The sequence below is a fragment of the Deltaproteobacteria bacterium genome (assembly GCA_019309545.1).
Classification (GTDB): Bacteria; Desulfobacterota; Desulfobaccia; order Desulfobaccales; family Desulfobaccaceae; genus Desulfobacca_B.
In genome coordinates, this window is sequence record JAFDGA010000012.1 from 20293 (window position 1) to 36820 (window position 16528).

Sequence of the window (16528 nt, forward strand, 5' to 3'; positions counted from 1 at the left end):
AAAGGTTCCCCCAAGTCTTGTTAAAAAGACATGATTTCTGTTTCTTTTTCGGCAGCCAGACCGTCTACCTGCTTGATGTAGTCATCGGTGATTTTCTGCACCTCTTCTTGAGCTTTAAAGGCTTGATCCTCGCTCAGCAGCTTTTCCTTTTTCAAATCCTTTAATTGCTCATTGGCTTCACGCCGCAAGTTTCTTAAAGCCACTTTGCTTTCTTCGGCCATTTTTTTAATGGTTTTGACCAGATCCTTGCGGCGCTCGGTAGTCAGGGCCGGAATCGGAATCCGTATGATCTTGCCATCGTTGCTGGGGGTCAGCCCCAGGTCTGACTTCAGGATAGCCTTCTCCAGGTCCGAAATTATACTGGGGTCCCAGGGCTGGACGGTAAGCAAACGGCTTTCGGGCGCAGCCAGGGAAGCCACTTGGTTAATGGGCATGGTGGTGCCGTAACATTCTACCTTGATGCCCTCCAACAGGGCCACTGAGGCCCGGCCGGTGCGAATCCGGGAAAAATCTTTGCTCAATACCTCCAGAGCCCGATCCATTTTCCGCTGCATCTCGCCAAGTATCTCATCTTTCATGATCATCGCTCTCCACCAAGGTACCGATCTTTTCACCCAGGACCACTTTCTTCATATTCCCAGGCTCCAGAAGCTTAAAGACGATGATTGGCAACTTATTATCCATCGACATGGTCACCGCCGTGCTATCCATCACCTTAAGCCCCTGTTGGATAACTTGCAAATGTTTCAATTTATCAAATTTTATAGCCTGTAGATCTAGAGCAGGGTCCCGATCATAAACCCCGTCAACCTTAGTGCCCTTGAGCAAGGCCTGGGCGCCGATCTCGATGGCCCGTAAAGCCGCCGCGGTGTCCGTGGTAAAATAGGGGCTGCCGGTTCCAGCCGCAAAGATCACCACTCGACCCTTTTCCATATGTCTTAAGGCCCGGCGGCGGATATAGGGCTCCGCTACTTCATGCATGGCAATGGCCGACATCACCCGGCAATGCACCCCTTCTTTTTCCAGCGCATCCTGTAAGGCCAGCGAATTAATCACCGTGGCCAGCATGCCCATCTGATCCGCTACGGTGCGCTCCATATTACGGGCACTTTCGGCCACCCCCCGAAAAATATTGCCCCCCCCGATGACTATTCCTACCTGCGCCTGCAAATCTACCACTTCTCTGATTTCTCGGGCAATGGCTCGCACCGTCTTAGGACAGAGACCAAACTTCTGGTCCCCGGCTAAGGCTTCGCCACTCATCTTTAACAGAATGCGAGAGTACTTCAGTTTGGTTGACTCCATGCTAGCGGTTGCTGGTCAGGGATCGGCCTGCTCAATCGGCTCCCAATTGGTAGCGGGTAAACCGCCGGATAGTAACATTCTCGCCCACCTGGGCAATTATTTCGTTCAGGTAGTCCTGGATCAGGATATCGGGATTTTTGACATAAGGTTGTTCCAACAGGCAGGCCTCAGAATAAAATTTTTTCAGCCGCCCCTCAACGATCCGATCAATCACATTCTCTGGTTTGCCGCTTTCCAGGGCCTGGGCCCGGAAAATAGCTTTCTCTTTTTCCAGGACCTCGGGGGGGATCTCTTCCGGCCGGAGGCATAAGGGGTTGGTCGCCGCGATCTGCATGGCCAGATTTTTGACGAATTCTTGAAAAGCCGGGGTCTTGGCGACAAAATCGGTTTCGCAATTTACCTCCACCAGGACCCCGATTTTGCCCCCGAAGTGGATGTAGGCATGGATCAAGCCTTCGCTGGTTGCCCGTCCGGAGCGTTTCTGGGCGATCGCCAGACCTTTTTGCCGCAACAGGACAACGGCCTGGTCCATATCACCCTGGGTTTCAGTCAAAGCCTTCTTGCAGTCCATCATTCCTGCATTAGTTTTGTCACGCAGTTCTTTGATCTTTTCCGCGGTAATTTGCAATTCGTTTCTCCTCGGCCAACTCTTATAACCTCATCAGGGACAGATTTTAAATCAGGACCGGATAGATGAGTAGTTTTCGGCCTAGATTATGTCATTAAGGTGTGTTATTGGTAACTTGAATATTCTTGCGTAGCCTGGCGGTTACTATTACGGACCCCGGCTCAGACATTGATTTCTTGCGGTTCTGAATCTTCAAGCTCTTCCCCGATTTGCGGCTCCGCCTCTTCCCCCGCAGCCTCCGCCGATTCGCCGCCGACTTCTGCTTCAGGCATTGCCGCGGCCATTTCTTCGGCTTTATCACTGGCTGCCTGGCGGCGCTCCTCCATCCGCTGGAGCCCTTCCAGACAGGCATCCGCAATCCGGGAGGTCAGCAGGCGAATAGCTCGGATAGCATCATCGTTGCCGGGAATCACATAATCAATTTCAGTAGGGTCACAGTTGCTATCCACAATGGCCACCACCGGAATCCCCAGTTTCCGAGCCTCATGGACGGCAATATTCTCCCGATGGGGGTCAACCACATACAGAAGGTTGGGAAGACGGTCCATGTCCTTGATGCCGCCGAGGGCTTTTTCCAGTTTGGCCGCCTTTTTCTCCATGGCTAGGATTTCCTTTTTCGGGAAACGCTTGAGGCTACCGTCCTCCTTCATGCTCTCAAAGGTTTTCAAGCGTTCAATGGAACGTCGAATGGTCTGAAAATTGGTCAACATACCGCCCAGCCAGCGATGATTGACATGATACATGCCACACCGGCTGGCCTCTTCATAGATGGTATCCTGGGCCTGTTTTTTGGTACCTACAAAGAGGACTTTCCCGCCGGTAGCCACTTGTTCAGCGACAAATTCATAGGCGATTTTGAACAGCTGTACGGTTTTTTGCAAATCGATAATGTAAATGCCATTGCGGGCCCCAAAGATATAGGGTTTCATCTTGGGGTTCCAGCGTCTGGTCTGATGGCCAAAGTGGACCCCGGCCTCCAACAATTCTTTCATACTCACATACGCCATACATTACTCCTTCTGGTTTTTTCCGCCGCCCTGGCTATCGCCAGGAAGACTTGCTAACCAAGCACCAGCCTGGCCTACCAGGACGTGTGAATTTAAGCAAGTATTTATAACATGAAAGTTTACCTGCAACAAGGGAAAATTCTCCTGCTGTCAATAGCACATTCAAATGTCCGGTTGATTTTTGTAAACGATTATATCCTTAGCTCTGAAAATGTGATAGTAGCTGAATTGAGACAAGCATGAAGCATGCGGTTAAACATTTGCGGTTCCCAAAAGCGGCGGTTGAAACGATAGAAAAATTCCGCCAGGTAACGGGGCAGAGGCTCGGGGCTGACGCCATGGTGGATACCCCGGATGTTGCCTTTAATATTGGCGATCAAGGCGTGGGCCCAAGGCAAGACCTTGGGCGCTTCCTTCCCCGATCCGGGCACCAGCCACTCATGATAGAGACCGGGATAAGCATCCAGGAAACTATAGCCTGGCCAGCCGTCGGTCTTGATCACCGCCTCGGCCGCCAGGCTCTCCAGGGCCAGTACGTCAACAAATTGGCCGGCCTCCCCTCCTCTCTCTAATCCCGTGGACTGGGGCCGGTAGCGCACCAGGCACAGGCGACAAATACCGCTCACCGTGCTGGCTTCCATCAGAGTCTGGTATAGTATTTTTAGGGGATCGGCTATCGAAGCCAGTCGATGTCGCGTTTCTGGGGCCAGACTTTGCCAGAATTGCGCCCCGCTCTGCCCGGGAATAAGCTCCCATTCCACCACCAGGGTTTCACCCTGGGTGCCATCGACCCCAATTTCCAAGATATTCGGATTCATTCCCTACGCCTGACCTGAAAGGGAGGAAGAAGTTTGGGGACCATCTGCTTCCTGGACACTTTTAGGGGACAGCATTATGGCCCCGTCATCCCGAAAGGTCATGAAATCGGTATGACTCTCCTCAATATTAAGGGCGGGCGCGGCCAGCGCCCGTTTGGTCAAGACGAACAGACATTCGAGCCTGGCTCCCACCAGCTGGGGGATAATCTCGCTAAACAACCGCCACCCGTGGGAAGCTGTAAAGGTCACCGGCAAAGCACCCGCGGCCCGGGCCAGTCCGAGCAATTTTTCCGCTCCCACTTTTTCAGAGGGATTGACTTCATCAACGGTAATATACCGGGGCAATTCCCCAGGTGCGATAACGGGCATGGAGCTCGGCGGAATAACGAGGTATGTCGGATAAATAGGTTCTGGCCTGCTCCACCTCCGGAGCTAACAACTCCGGATAGCGGTGCCCAACCGCCCGGCAATGTTCCCGCAGTTCATTGATCAGCGGCTCATGGCTGAAGGTGAAAGCCTCAAAGGGCCGGGGAGCCAACAGACTGGGACAAGGCCGAGAGGTGCGAGGTGATTACCACATCCACCTGCCCTGCCAGGACCAGTTCCTCCAGATGGTGGTCCCGGCGCAACCGGCGTTGATTATACAATTGCGGTGCGGCTGGATGACCGGCACCGATCAACCCCCATTTCTGTTGGTCGATAAAGGCCACAAAATCCGAGCCGCAGGTTTCCAAACGCCGGGCCAGTTCCAGCTCAAGGTCTCCAGAGTCAGTGGCGATCAGCAAGGCCGCTCGGGCATGAAGTCGCCGGATGACCAAGGGGGGCTGAGAATTCCCGTCGCCCGGTAAAAAACCGTGATCAAAAGCGGCCGTTCCGGTTCCTGTCCCTCACCGAGTTGCCAGAGGTATTGCCGCAATTGGCAGGGTCGATCGTTATCATCGGGGATTAGGGAATCTCCCTGATAAACCGTGGTTAGTGCCCCGTCTCCCCCCACCCTGCCTTGGGTGCCTTGTTGTTTTAGAAATTCGATATATTCTTCAGTTCCTGGTCCGGACAGCAAGGTGGCCTCGCCACCAGTATAATGAACCTGGGGAGCAATCCGTAATTCCGTAGGCAGCTCATCCTGGCGCAATTCCAAAAGTAGCGGGCAATGTTCTACACAAAGGCGGCAAGCCGTACAGTAGTTGGGGGAAGGTCCCAACAGCCGCTGCCCTTCCGGAGTCAGGGAGACCCGCATCTCGCTGCAGGAGGTCGCACACTTGAGGCAATGGCTGCAGCCGGTTTCATCAAAAACGATACGGCTGGCTACATGTTTGGTCTGTAACTCGCTGCTGTGGCGGTCTACCACCGAGAAAGCCCCCAGCCGCATAAAATCCCCGTAAGCATCATATTGATGACGAGAAAAAGGCTGCCGGGCGATAGTAAATAATTCCCCCCCCGGGGCCTTTTGCCTCATTTCTCACTTATTTCCTAATTATAAAAATCGTCTAGATTTACTCTGACCTTGCTGAGAAATTCTAGGCCTCCCCCAAGTAAGCCGCCTTTACCTGCGGGTGGTGGAGTAACTCCGCCCCGGAACCTTCCAGGATTACTCGTCCGGTCTCCAGGACATAGCCGTAATGGGCAATTTTTAGGGCGGCCAAGGCGTTTTGTTCGACCAGCAAGAGAGTGGTGCCGCGGCGGTGAATGAACTCCAAAGTCTTGAACACCTCCTGGACCAGCAGGGGAGCCAGCCCCAAAGAAGGCTCGTCCAACAGCAGCAGGCGGGGGCGAGACATCAAGGCCCGGGCCAAGGCCAACATCTGCTGCTCGCCACCGCTTAGGGTACCGGCTGTTTGCTCCAGACGTTCATGGAGCCGCGGGAACAGTTCAAAAAGCCAATCTAGGTCCTGGCGCCAGGACCGGCTATCCCGCCGATGATAGCCTCCCAGAATCAGATTTTCCTTAACGGTCAGATTGGCAAAGACCCGGCGGCCCTCCGGGCAGACCGCCAGACCTAGGCGCATGATGGTATGGGTGGGACGGCCCTGGATTTCCTGGCCGGTGAAAATAATCCGCCCCCGCCGGGGCGTAACTAGACCGGTAATGGCCCCGATGGTGGTGGATTTTCCAGCGCCGTTGGCCCCGATCAGGGTGACGATCAGCCCCTCCGGTACCTGGAGCGAAATCCGCTTCAAGGCCGGGATGCTGCCATAATAGACTTCCAGGTCGCTAATCTCCAGCACGGCCAATTCACTATTAATCGGCATTATTCACTTATTACGCCGAAAATTTAAAAAGTTAGTCTGAGGAGAGGGGGGAGGAGTCAGAGACCCCTACCCCCTCTCCCAAATGCTGTTTTTTTCAGGTTTGAGTAATATTTCAGGTTTAACTAAAATATCAGGTAAGGGACGCAGAAACAACCCAAGTTTAACTCAGGATGATTATACATGATAACACCGTATTATCGTTTTAAGAACTTAGCCGAGGCCGGAGTGTTTTTCGATTTGCTCCAGGGTTTGGGATTTGATAAACTGGCCCTGCGGTCTGGGACCTGGGCCCCTGAAGTGCAGCCGGAACTGACCGCCCTCGCAGGCAGAATTTAACAAGGGGGAATCGAGATGAAATTTTATAAAGGGTGTGGGGGTGCCAGGCTGGCCCTGGGGGCCGCTTTAATTTTGCTATTTACTCTTAGCGCCGGGCTAAGCAGCCGGGCAGAAAGGAAGCCGATCTTGATCAAACTGGAAACTACTAAGGGCGACATCACTTTAGAGCTAAATCAGGAAAAGGCTCCGAAAACCGTGGAAAATTTTCTGCAATATGTGAAAGACGGGTATTACAACGGCACGATCTTCCATCGGGTTATCAATGGCTTTATGATCCAGGGGGGCGGGATGGACGTCAACTTGCAACCCAAGGCCACCCGGGAACCGATCCCGAATGAAGCCGATAATGGCCTGAGCAACGACGCTTACACCATCGCCATGGCTCGCACCGCCGAGCCTCATTCCGCCACCTCCCAGTTTTTCATCAATGTGGCGGACAACCGCCCGCTTAACCACACTGCCAAAACCCCCCGGGGTTGGGGTTATGCAGTATTCGGCAAGGTGGTCAAGGGTCAGGAGGTAGTGGACCAAATCAAAGCCGTACCTACTACCACTCGGGGTCTCCATCAGAACGTGCCGCAAGAGCCGGTGGTCATCAATAGGGCTTTGGTAGTGGAGCCTTAGCCCTCTTTGAGTTCCGAAGTTTGAATATGCTATTTTTGAGGCGGATAAATTTTAAGCCTCAGTTTCGATATGGAATATATCATCCGACCAGTTGCCGACCCGGACGGTGAAGCCGTGGTCAACATTTTTAATTATTATGTCAGCCATAGCTTTGCGGCCTTCCCGGAAGAACAAGTCGGGCCGGAATTTTTTCGCAAGTTAAAAAAACTGAGCAAAGGCTATCCTTTTTATATAATTGAAACTGAAGATGAAATTGTTGGTTTCGGGCTGATGCGGCCCTATCAGCGCTTTAAGGTATTCCGGCGCACCGCGGAGTTAACCTATTTTATTTTGCCGGATCACCTGCGGAAGGGTTTGGGAACCAGGCTGCTACTGATGTTAACCGATGAGGCCCGGAAGCTTGGCATTGATACGGTAGTGGCCACCCTGTCATCGTTAAATTCCATTAGTTTTAATTTTCATAAGAAACATGGCTTTAACGAATACTGTGTATTAAAAAGAGTAGGCCAAAAATTTGGCAAAGATTTTGACGTTATTTATATGCAAAAATTTTTAGATCAATCCTGAGGACCGGGCAATCTTGGTCGCTAGCTTGCCTGGGGGAGATTTTGATGGATTATATACGCATCATACCCTGTTTGGATATTAAAGACGGCCGGGTGGTCAAAGGGATTCACTTTGTCAATCTGCGCGATGCCGGCGATCCGGTGGAAAATGCTCGCCTCTATGAACAGGAAGGGGCGGATGAACTGGCCTTGCTGGATATCACCGCCACCGTCGAGGGCCGTCACACGACCATCGATCTGGTCAGGCAGGTGGCGGCAGCGATTTCCATTCCCTTAACTGTGGGAGGCGGGGTGCACTCGCTGACCGACATCCAGCGGTTACTGGATGTGGGGGTGGCCAAGGTGGGGATCAACACCGCGGCCATCCAACGCCCGGCCCTGATCGAAGCCGCGGCTCGAATAGTGGGGTCAGGACGCTTGGTGGTGGCCATTGATGCCCGGCGTAATAGCGAGATGCCCTCCGGTTATGAACTGGTGACTCACGGCGGCCGGACTCCGACTGGCCAGGATGCCATTGCCTGGGCCCATAAGTGTCGGGACCTGGGAGCAGGCGAACTTTTGCCCACCAGCATGGATACCGATGGGGTCAAAACCGGCTATGACCTGGAACTGACCCGCAAAATCAAAGAGGCCTCCCAGTTGCCGGTAATCGCCTCGGGCGGGGCCGGAAAGGTGGAGCATCTCTATGAGGCAGTGGTAAAAGGCAAGGCTGATGCGGTGTTGGCCGCGTCGATTTTCCACTTCCGGGAGATTTCCATCCAGGCTGCCAAAGAGTACCTGCACCAGAAAGGCCTGCCGGTCAGACTGTAAACTTGAATTTGGGGGAGATAGGCGGGAAAGCGAGTCTTTTCCTCTCCCCGTGGCTATCTGGAAAAGGTGGGTTATGATCTGCGGAGACGGATAAGATGGGTGATTTTTTAGGATTGCTGCTGGCAGCTTATTTATTGGGGTCCATTCCAACCGGTCTGATTATCGCCTGGCTGATGGGCGGCCCCGACCCCCGGGAGGCCGGAAGCGGGAATATCGGCGCGGCCAATGTCTATCGACTGCTGGGACGTAATGCGGGGGTATTCACTCTGTTCGGGGATGCCTTGAAAGGGGCGCTCCCGGTCTTTGTGGCCCGCTTTGGCCCAGTGGCTCTGGGAGCCTGGCACGGCTGGGCCATTGCCGCAGTGGGTCTGGTGGCGGTTTTGGGCCATATCCATCCTCTTTACCTGCGGTTCAAGGGCGGCAAGGGAGCAGCTACGGGTTTGGGAGTGATTGCCACCCTCTGTCCCCTGGCCGCCTTACTTTTGGTGGCGGTCTGGGTGGCAGTGGTGAGCTATTACCGAATGATTTCTCTGGCCTCACTGGCCGTGGCCTGGCTCATGCCGCTGGCCGTAGGCCTGTTTTCAGATTCCACCCCTAATTTAGTGGTATCCGGCCTCATCTCGGTGCTCATTCTGTTCCGGCATCAGGATAATATTGTCCGCCTGGTTAAAGGGGAGGAACCGCCTGTGGTCTTTTCCAAAAAGTCTAAGAAACCGCATTAGTAAATAAGCCTTGCTATGACCAAGGGCCCAATTTAATACCCTCATTTGGAATTTTCCCGATTTTCAGGGCACCGGAAGCCCATAGATGATTTTATAGATTAAATTCCCTGAGGGCCGTCCTCCCGCGGAACCGCTAACTTGCCAACACCATCGGTTTATTGCCCGTTGGAAACTCACTGATCTTTCCATATGAAATAATTTTCCTGAAAAATAAGAAATCGGTTATAATCAATAGCGGTTAGCAGCTAAGTTTGGTTAGCCCGCGGCACCCGAAAGGAGGAAGGCTGACATGTTGGTACGGGAATGGATGACTTCGGATTTAGTAACGGTGGATGAGAATACCTCGATGATGAAGGCCTTGCACATCATGAAGGAGGAACGCATTCGCCGCTTGCCAGTACTGCATCGGGGCAAACTGACCGGGATTATTTCCGATCGGGACCTGAAAGAAGCTTCGCCGTCCAAGGCCACATCCCTCGATATTCACGAACTTTACTATCTTTTGGCCGAAATCAAGGTCAGGGAGATCATGACCAAAAATCCCTTGACCATCGGTCCGGATGAAACCGTTGAACGGGCCGCGGTAATAATGCTGGAAAACAAGGTTTCCGGTTTGCCGGTGGTCAATGAAGATCAGGAGCTGGTCGGAATCATCACTGAATCGGATGTGTTCCGGGCCTTTGTCAATATCACCGGCATCTATAAGGGGAATATTCAGTTTGCTTTTCAACTGGAAGACCGTCCCGGCTCTATAAAAGAACTGGCGGATATCATCCGGGGGCACGGGGGGCGGACCGTGAGCATTTTGAGTTCCAACGATATCGCCGCGGAAGGCTATCGGCGGGTCTATATCCGCATCATGGATCTGCCATTCGAGAAATTAAAGGCCCTGGAAGAGGAACTGCACCAAAAAGCTAGAGTGCTTTATGTGGTGAAAGATATCTTAAAAACCGTTTAATGCCACCTGGGGTTTTGGTTTTCGGTTAATAAATTAGACTTGTCGATAGAGCCACCCCTTAACCCAAGAGAGGCCACACATGCAAAAAAAACATTTTACTGAGGCAGAGCCGGTGGCTATTGCCCGAACCGGATTTAAGGGCCTATCCGCCCGCTACCTGTGGACCAAAGCCGATGGCTGTCCCCATTTTGCCATGCGGGTGATGGAATTCGAGCCCCAGGGCCACACTTCATTTCATGCTCACCGGGAGGAACACGAAATTTTTGTATTGGAAGGGGCACCAATATATATTGATGCCAGCGGGAAAGAGACCCGCCTGCAGGTCGGCGATACGGTATATGTGCCGCCGGAGGAGCCTCACCAGTTCAAGAATGTCGGCGACACCGTAATGCGACTCCTTTGCCTGATTCCTATCCTTCCGGGTGCTGATGGTAAATCGACAACCCCGTGTTAGATTGACCAATAAGCCGGCTCCCCGCCCAGGAGCCGTTTTTTCTGATCCCCATTCATTTAATTGATGGCCTGAGTAATAAATATTTCCTTTGATAAAATGTAGATGACGACTTTAAGTGGAATTCCTCGAATGGTAAGGGTGGTGCTGTTGATAGCAAATGAAGACTTATCCGGAATCCGCCATGAGGCGGGCGATGAAGGTGCTGGAAGTGATAATGAAGGCGCTGGCCAGAGAGATCAAATGGCTGCAGGCGGCAGATATTTGGGGAGTGACCCAACGGACCATCCGCAGAAGGCGGGCGGCCTTCGGCCCGGCAGGCGTCTTATAACGTAGTGGAAAAGGTGCTGGGGCTGTGGGTCAATGACTACTTTGACCACATAATAAGCATTTTCATGAAATTTTAGTAAAACGGCATGGCATTGTGTCCAGTTGCACCGGCATCAAGAATCTGTTACAGGAAGCCAGGTATATGAAGCGGCGGCAAGGGCGGCTCGATTAATTACTTGACAATAACCGTCATATAGATTAAATTAACCTAAAAGTAGCATGTTAGAGTAAAAAGCAGGCAAGCAAGATCGCTGGCCCTGGACAAATCGGAAGGGGATCTGAATCGCCCTCCGATTTTTTTTTGCCTCACTGCTCTTTTGGTCCTGCCTTGGGGCAGGAAATTGTATTACTATTTCAGGAGGATCATAAGTAAATGAAGGAAACCGGCAAAGTTAAGTGGTTTAATGACGCTAAAGGGTATGGGTTTATTTCCCGGGAGAACGGTGTGGATGTCTTTGTGCATCACAGTGCAGTTCAGGGCGAAGGTTTTAAGTCCCTGGCGGAAGACCAGGAAGTGGAATTTGAGGTAGTCCAAGGTCAGAAAGGTCTCCAGGCTCAGAACGTCGTTAAGCTTTAAGCAATTGACGCCTGATGAGCAGAACTCCGCTTGTATAAAGTGAGCGGAGTTCTGCCCACTTAAACCAGATGGAGGAGATTAGTGGCAAAAAAACGTTACGGCTGGGAAAAACGGGCCAAAGAGCTGGCCCGCAAGGCAAAACACGAAGCTAAGATGAAACACCGACAGAACAAATCCCAGACTGAATCGATAGAAAAGACCGCCGAGAGCCAGAATGAGGATGCTTAGTTCGGGCAACCCAAACAACAGAAATTCCGGAAAGGGAATGTTTGATAGAAAGGATATGAGCATGAAATTGTATGTTGGCAACCTGTCCTACCAGTTCACCGAAGATCAATTGAAAGAGCTGTTTGCCGAAGCCGGGGAGGTGGTCTCAGCCAGGATTATCACTGACCGGATTACCGGTCAGCCTAGGGGCTTTGGTTTTGTGGAGATGGGAACCAAACGGGAAGGCCAGAAGGCCATCTCTATGATTAATAAACGGATGGTGGAAGGCCGTCCCCTGGCAGTCAATGAAGCCAGACCACAACAGCAGAGAGGCTCTTTCGGCGGCCGGGGCCGCAACTACCGGTGATCGCTTTGGTCTGAAACCATAGTTCAGAAAGAGAACCGGCCGACTTATAAGCATAAAGATTATTTAGCCTAGCAAGGCCACAAAGGGGGCCTGGTTAAGCGGTTAGCAACGGCCCCCCTTTAAATAAGGCAAAATTTCAAGAGGTATGTTGCAGGGCCGCTTGCAGCTTGCGCCAAAGATTTTTAAACTCCTCGATCAAAAATCCATCAGTATACTCCGGCAAAGTTTTTTCTGCCACCATGGCCTTAATAAACACCGGATCATAAGGCAGACGTCCCAGTACCGGAAAATTGCGTTCCTGACAGAGACGGGTTAACTCCTCGGTGATCTGCGGATTGAGGTCCCATTTGTTGATCAGGGCATAAGTGGGTATCTGGAAATGGGCAGTCAGGGTCGCCGCCCGTTCCAGGTCGTGGCGGCCGGAGACCGTAGGCTCAGTGACCAGCAGCACCGCATGGGCCCCGGTTAGGGAGGCGATCACCGGGCAGCCGATACCCGGAGGGCCGTCCACCAGGATATAGTCTTTGTGGTGGGCTTCGCCGATCTCCTGGGCTTTGCGCCGGACCACGGTGACCAGTTTGCCAGAGTTTTCCGCGGCGATGTGCAAGCGGGCATGGACCATGGGCCCGAAGCGGGTGTCGGAGACGTAATATTCGCCGTCGACGGTGTCCAGGAAGTCAATGGCCTTTTCGGGACAGAAGTGGACGCAGACCTTACACCCTTCGCAGGAAAAGGGATCGACCTGAAAATCGGGGGTGATGGCCTCGAAGCGGCATAATTCCCGACACTGGCCGCACTGGGTGCAACGATCCGGATCGATCCGGGCCTTGTGCCCGCCGGAAAATTGATAACTCTCATTGATGGTGGGAGCCAGCAGCAGATGCAGATCAGCGGCGTCGACATCACAATCGCACACCACCAGGGACTCCCCTAAGGCTGCCAGGGCGGCGGTGATCGAGGTTTTACCGGTCCCGCCTTTACCGCTCAAGATTACCAGTTCCCTCATGATCCTTGCCATCCCTTCGTTATCTGCTCCATCAGTCCTACCATCTGCTCTTTAAATCCCGGAATGGCCGCGGTCAGTAACTGGCCCCGGGAATAGGCTTCGGCTATCTGCCGGGAATAAGGCAAAGACAGGAGCACCGGTATATCTTCCCGGTCGCAATAGTCTTGCACTTCTGGAGTCCCGACATCCGACCGGTTGATGATTACTCCCATGGGCAGCCCCATGGTCCGGACGGTCTCTACCGCCAGCTTCAGGTCATGGAAGCCAAACGGCGTCGGCTCGGTCACCAGTATCACGTAATCGGCGTCCTTAAGGGCGGCGATGACCGGGCAGGAAGTGCCCGGGGGGGCATCGATGATTACCGTCCGGCTGAGGTCCATCCGGCCTTTAACCTCACGGATCAGCGGCGGGGCCATGGCTTCACCAACCCGCAGGCGGCCATAGACACAATGCACTCCCTCTTGGCACACACCACTTTGGATTTCTCCCAGTTGCCGGGTCCTCTCATGAATGGCCTCTGCTTCACAGACCAGAAAGCAGCCTCTACAACTATGGCACATTTCCGGGAAAATCAGCACCGTCTGCTCCAAGGGGACGATGGCGCTGAATTGGCAGATCTGGCCACATGCGCCACAGAAATTACAGCGGTCCAGATCAACCTGGGGGACCGGCGCCGTGACGGTCTCATTCTCTGCCTGGAACAGAGGCAGAAACAGATGGGCATTAGGCTCCTCGACGTCGCAATCCAGCAGTTGTGCCTGATTTCCCAGGGCGGCCGCCAGGTTGACCGCCAGGGTGGTTTTGCCGGTGCCGCCCTTACCGCTGGCGATAGCAATTTTCATGATTCCCCGGCCTCATCAATGATCACAAACATTAGGACCGGTCACCAGGGACTTGTCAAAGTATTGCTGGAGTAACTCCTCGGGAGAAAGCAACGGTGCTCCGGTTATGACCTCGATACCCTTCTGCTGAAACAGTGCCTGGGCCCTCGACCCCATGCCCGCGGCAAAGATATGGGTTACCTCTAACTCTTCCATCCAGGCCGGCAAGACGCCGGGCTCATGGGGGGGCGGGGTGACCACCTCCTGGTTTAAGATATTATGATCTTGTACTGTCAACAGGGCGTATTGCTGGGCATGCCCGAAATGCTCGGCCAAGCGCCCATTTTCCAACGGGAAAGCGAATTTTGCAGTACCTGGCTGCCGGGCCTGGGTCCTTTTCTCTGCCGCTTCTTTGTCCAGGATTTCGACAATATTATCTACTATGGGTTTAAAAGTTTCCAGGTAGGGGCTCTTTTTAAGTTTCAGCAGCGGCATCTGCCCGGCGTCGCCGGCTTCAACGACATTATAATCAAAGGGCAGGCTGCCCAATAACGGCACCTTCATAACCTGGGCCGTCTTTTCCCCGCCGCCGGATTTAAACAAGGGGATTTGTTCGCCGCATTTGGGGCAGATCAGGTGGCTCATGTTTTCGACCAGGCCCAGAATTTTCATGTTGACCTTGCGACAGAAATTGATTGACTTGCGGACATCGGCCAGAGAGATTTCCTGGGGAGTGGTAACAATAATGGCCTGAGCATCCGGTATGGTCTGAGCCACCGACAAGGGTTCATCGCCGGTGCCGGGCGGGGAATCGATGATCAGGTAATCAAGCTGGCCCCATTCCACATCGGTGATAAATTGTTGAATGACCCGGTGTTTGAGCGGACCCCGCCAGATAACCGCCGAATCCCGGTTCTGCATCAGGGCCTCAATGGAGATCACCTTCAAATTATCGGACAGATCGCCCGGTAGCACAAAGCTACCATGGGTCAGGTCCAGGGCCTCCCTCAACCCTAACATCCGCAGTACATTGGGTCCGTGCAGATCGACGTCCATGATGCCCACCTTGAAACCCCGCCAGGCCAGGGCTAAGGCCAGGGTCACCGCCACACTGCTTTTGCCGACGCCGCCCTTCCCACTCATCACCAGCAGTTTATGGCGAATCTGCTGGAGAGCGTTGCGCAGCTGGCGTTCCTCTTGTTGGGCTTCTTCATCGTGATGATGCTGGTGTCCACAGGTGGAGCAACTGGGACCCCCCTGATGATGAGAAGAATCGTGCATTATGTTCAAATCCTCCTTAGAAAATTTCTTAATTAATTAGATGACTAAAAGTTTAAAAAGTCAAGTCGATGGCATTGAGCCTTCCATTGCCAAATACCCGTGGTGCCCTGAAGAAGCCGCTAATGCCATCCCATCCTCAGGTTGATCCTGATTTTAGCTCCAATGCCCTTTGACATTGGGATTCTGGGCCATATTTATTTCGCCACGCTTGAATCGCTCAACCGCCTGGCGTACTGTGCTGTTAACCCCGATTGCCACCTGAATCCCGGCGGCCTGAAGGGTCTGGAAGGCATTCGGCCCACAGTTGCCGGTGAGAACGGTTTTGATCCGGTGCTGGGACACCAGACGGGCGGTCTGAATGCCGGCTCCGTGCGCGGCGTTATTATTAGAGGTATTATCCAGGACTTCCCATTCCATAGTTTCCGGATCTACCACAACAAAATACTTGGCCCGGCCAAAGCGGGGATCTACCGGTGAATCGAAACTTTTCTCGATGGCGCTGACTGCGATGGTCTTCATTGTACTCCTTACTCCTCTGCTCTTAACAATTTTTTGTCAATTTTATTATCATCACGGGCGTGAAGATCAACCTCACGCCCGAATTAAGGCTAGTACTTAGTTTTTAGGTAAATTTTTTAACCTGACCGTCTGATTCAGCCGGTGGAGCTTTCCAGAGCCGCAATTCGGTCCCTAAGCGCCCGTAGTTCCTGGGTCAACATCTGTTCCTGGGTCTGGAGTTCGGCCAGCTCCGGCTGCCGGGTAGGGTAGGCCCCCCTCCCAGGGAGATAACCCGCCGGAGTTGGGTCCCACGCCAGTGCTCCATATCCACGGCCCTGGAATCGGCATACAAGGCCCCGGCCTGATCCTGCTCCGCGGCCTGGGCCGAAGCGACCCCGGCCCTCATAACGGGTCCGACAATATCCTCTACCTCTCCCCGTACCCGGGCCTTGTCCCCGTGGTCCGGTTCCATCAAATCTGGGCATATCTTTAATCCTCCTTAATGTCAATGGTTTTCTTAAGTGATCGCCTCAGTTCAGCGAATTTCAGGATAATCCTAAAATTATTTTGCGGAGCTGAGGGCGGATTGATTTTTCTTGATTTACTGGCCACGGCCCCCGCCATAGGACTGGGCCCCAGAGCCCCGGCCCCGGTTCCAGCCACCTCCACTCCGGTTGCCTCTACCCCCAGGGCCTCGGGACGACGATCCTGGCCACCAGCGACCCAACCAGCGGCGCCACCATGACGATCGCCGTTGACCAGGGTTTGAAGCTGTGGCCCAATTATTGCTCTGGGCTCCGGCGCCACCGCCACCCCGGTTAAAATTTGCCTCTAAACCCCGCCTGCCACCAGGGCCGCCACCGCGTCCACGTTGACCACCTTTATTTTTAAAGCCACCAGGCATTGTCATCCTCCCTTAACAGTTTGAATCTTAACATTAAACCGGGGAAGAAACCGCAAGGCCAAA

Annotated in this window: 27 protein-coding genes; 11 read left to right on the plus strand and 16 right to left on the minus strand. The window is 53.3% G+C overall.

Features of this window, described 5'->3' with window-relative positions; genetic code table 11:
• Positions 1-20: 20 nt before the first annotated feature.
• From frr to JRG72_05140, 10 genes are all read right to left on the minus strand, one after another.
• Positions 21-578 (minus strand): ribosome recycling factor, encoded by a 558-nt coding sequence (gene frr, locus JRG72_05095; protein MBW2134594.1) that lies wholly within the window; start codon positions 576-578, stop codon positions 21-23.
• Positions 568-1305 carry a UMP kinase gene (locus tag JRG72_05100; GenBank protein ID MBW2134595.1) on the minus strand — a complete coding sequence of 246 codons (738 nt, stop codon included), beginning with the start codon at positions 1303-1305 and terminating at the stop codon, positions 568-570. Before JRG72_05100 ends, frr begins: the two co-directional genes overlap by 11 nt.
• A gap of 31 nt (positions 1306-1336) precedes the next feature.
• A complete protein-coding gene (tsf, locus tag JRG72_05105) occupies positions 1337-1933 on the minus strand; it encodes a translation elongation factor Ts (protein ID MBW2134596.1) in 597 nt (198 codons plus the stop codon).
• A gap of 161 nt (positions 1934-2094) precedes the next feature.
• Positions 2095-2940 carry a 30S ribosomal protein S2 gene (gene rpsB, locus JRG72_05110; protein ID MBW2134597.1) on the minus strand — a complete coding sequence of 282 codons (846 nt, stop codon included), beginning with the start codon at positions 2938-2940 and terminating at the stop codon, positions 2095-2097.
• 191 nt (positions 2941-3131) lie between these two features.
• Positions 3132-3758, minus strand: coding sequence for a transposase (locus JRG72_05115; GenBank protein ID MBW2134598.1), 627 nt, complete (start codon positions 3756-3758; stop codon positions 3132-3134).
• A gap of 3 nt (positions 3759-3761) precedes the next feature.
• Positions 3762-4127, minus strand: a complete 366-nt coding sequence (locus tag JRG72_05120) for a hypothetical protein (protein ID MBW2134599.1) — start codon at positions 4125-4127, stop codon at positions 3762-3764.
• A complete protein-coding gene (locus JRG72_05125; protein ID MBW2134600.1) occupies positions 4081-4296 on the minus strand; it encodes a hypothetical protein in 216 nt (71 codons plus the stop codon). The genes JRG72_05120 and JRG72_05125 overlap by 47 nt, the downstream gene beginning before the upstream one ends.
• On the minus strand, positions 4277-4576 hold the full coding sequence (locus JRG72_05130; protein ID MBW2134601.1) for a hypothetical protein: 300 nt from the start codon (positions 4574-4576) through the stop codon (positions 4277-4279). The genes JRG72_05125 and JRG72_05130 overlap by 20 nt, the downstream gene beginning before the upstream one ends.
• On the minus strand, positions 4537-5214 hold the full coding sequence (locus JRG72_05135) for a hypothetical protein (GenBank protein ID MBW2134602.1): 678 nt from the start codon (positions 5212-5214) through the stop codon (positions 4537-4539). Before JRG72_05135 ends, JRG72_05130 begins: the two co-directional genes overlap by 40 nt.
• 61 nt (positions 5215-5275) lie before the next feature.
• Complete coding sequence (locus tag JRG72_05140) at positions 5276-6007, minus strand: ABC transporter ATP-binding protein (GenBank protein MBW2134603.1); 732 nt, start codon at positions 6005-6007, stop codon at positions 5276-5278.
• Between the two features lie 180 nt (positions 6008-6187).
• Between JRG72_05140 and JRG72_05145 the strand changes: the two genes are divergently transcribed.
• From JRG72_05145 to JRG72_05195, 11 genes are all read left to right on the plus strand, one after another.
• The gene (locus JRG72_05145) at positions 6188-6343 is read left to right on the plus strand and encodes a hypothetical protein (GenBank protein MBW2134604.1); all 156 of its coding nucleotides are present in this window, start codon (positions 6188-6190) and stop codon (positions 6341-6343) included.
• Positions 6344-6358: 15 nt separating this feature from the next.
• Positions 6359-6967 carry a peptidyl-prolyl cis-trans isomerase gene (locus tag JRG72_05150; GenBank protein MBW2134605.1) on the plus strand — a complete coding sequence of 203 codons (609 nt, stop codon included), beginning with the start codon at positions 6359-6361 and terminating at the stop codon, positions 6965-6967.
• Positions 6968-7036: 69 nt separating this feature from the next.
• Entirely contained in the window at positions 7037-7534 is a 498-nt protein-coding gene (locus JRG72_05155) for an N-acetyltransferase (protein ID MBW2134606.1), read from the plus strand.
• A 44-nt stretch (positions 7535-7578) separates the two neighbouring features.
• Positions 7579-8343: an imidazole glycerol phosphate synthase subunit HisF gene (gene hisF / locus JRG72_05160; protein MBW2134607.1), complete on the plus strand. Its 765-nt coding sequence runs from the start codon at positions 7579-7581 to the stop codon at positions 8341-8343.
• A gap of 95 nt (positions 8344-8438) precedes the next feature.
• The gene (plsY, locus tag JRG72_05165; protein MBW2134608.1) at positions 8439-9065 is read left to right on the plus strand and encodes a glycerol-3-phosphate 1-O-acyltransferase PlsY; all 627 of its coding nucleotides are present in this window, start codon (positions 8439-8441) and stop codon (positions 9063-9065) included.
• Between the two features lie 289 nt (positions 9066-9354).
• On the plus strand, positions 9355-10023 hold the full coding sequence (locus JRG72_05170) for a CBS domain-containing protein (GenBank protein MBW2134609.1): 669 nt from the start codon (positions 9355-9357) through the stop codon (positions 10021-10023).
• Positions 10024-10102: 79 nt separating this feature from the next.
• Entirely contained in the window at positions 10103-10477 is a 375-nt protein-coding gene (locus JRG72_05175; GenBank protein MBW2134610.1) for a cupin domain-containing protein, read from the plus strand.
• A gap of 157 nt (positions 10478-10634) precedes the next feature.
• Positions 10635-10805 carry a hypothetical protein gene (locus JRG72_05180; GenBank protein MBW2134611.1) on the plus strand — a complete coding sequence of 57 codons (171 nt, stop codon included), beginning with the start codon at positions 10635-10637 and terminating at the stop codon, positions 10803-10805.
• A 372-nt stretch (positions 10806-11177) separates the two neighbouring features.
• Positions 11178-11381: a cold-shock protein gene (locus JRG72_05185; protein ID MBW2134612.1), complete on the plus strand. Its 204-nt coding sequence runs from the start codon at positions 11178-11180 to the stop codon at positions 11379-11381.
• Between the two features lie 81 nt (positions 11382-11462).
• On the plus strand, positions 11463-11609 hold the full coding sequence (locus tag JRG72_05190) for a hypothetical protein (protein MBW2134613.1): 147 nt from the start codon (positions 11463-11465) through the stop codon (positions 11607-11609).
• Positions 11610-11664: 55 nt separating this feature from the next.
• The gene (locus tag JRG72_05195; protein ID MBW2134614.1) at positions 11665-11955 is read left to right on the plus strand and encodes an RNA-binding protein; all 291 of its coding nucleotides are present in this window, start codon (positions 11665-11667) and stop codon (positions 11953-11955) included.
• Between the two features lie 136 nt (positions 11956-12091).
• Here the strand turns inward: JRG72_05195 and JRG72_05200 are convergent, their stop codons facing one another.
• The 6 genes from JRG72_05200 to JRG72_05225 all read right to left on the minus strand — a co-directional run bounded on the left by JRG72_05200 (position 12092) and on the right by JRG72_05225 (position 16368).
• Complete coding sequence (locus tag JRG72_05200) at positions 12092-12961, minus strand: ATP-binding protein (GenBank protein MBW2134615.1); 870 nt, start codon at positions 12959-12961, stop codon at positions 12092-12094.
• Positions 12958-13803 (minus strand): ATP-binding protein, encoded by an 846-nt coding sequence (locus JRG72_05205; protein MBW2134616.1) that lies wholly within the window; start codon positions 13801-13803, stop codon positions 12958-12960. The genes JRG72_05200 and JRG72_05205 overlap by 4 nt, the downstream gene beginning before the upstream one ends.
• A 15-nt stretch (positions 13804-13818) precedes the next feature.
• Positions 13819-15063 (minus strand): P-loop NTPase, encoded by a 1245-nt coding sequence (locus tag JRG72_05210; GenBank protein ID MBW2134617.1) that lies wholly within the window; start codon positions 15061-15063, stop codon positions 13819-13821.
• Between the two features lie 153 nt (positions 15064-15216).
• Complete coding sequence (locus tag JRG72_05215; protein ID MBW2134618.1) at positions 15217-15582, minus strand: NifB/NifX family molybdenum-iron cluster-binding protein; 366 nt, start codon at positions 15580-15582, stop codon at positions 15217-15219.
• A gap of 134 nt (positions 15583-15716) precedes the next feature.
• The gene (locus JRG72_05220; protein ID MBW2134619.1) at positions 15717-16046 is read right to left on the minus strand and encodes a DUF5320 domain-containing protein; all 330 of its coding nucleotides are present in this window, start codon (positions 16044-16046) and stop codon (positions 15717-15719) included.
• A gap of 4 nt (positions 16047-16050) precedes the next feature.
• A complete protein-coding gene (locus JRG72_05225) occupies positions 16051-16368 on the minus strand; it encodes a hypothetical protein (protein MBW2134620.1) in 318 nt (105 codons plus the stop codon).
• Between the last annotated feature and the right edge of the window lie 160 nt (positions 16369-16528).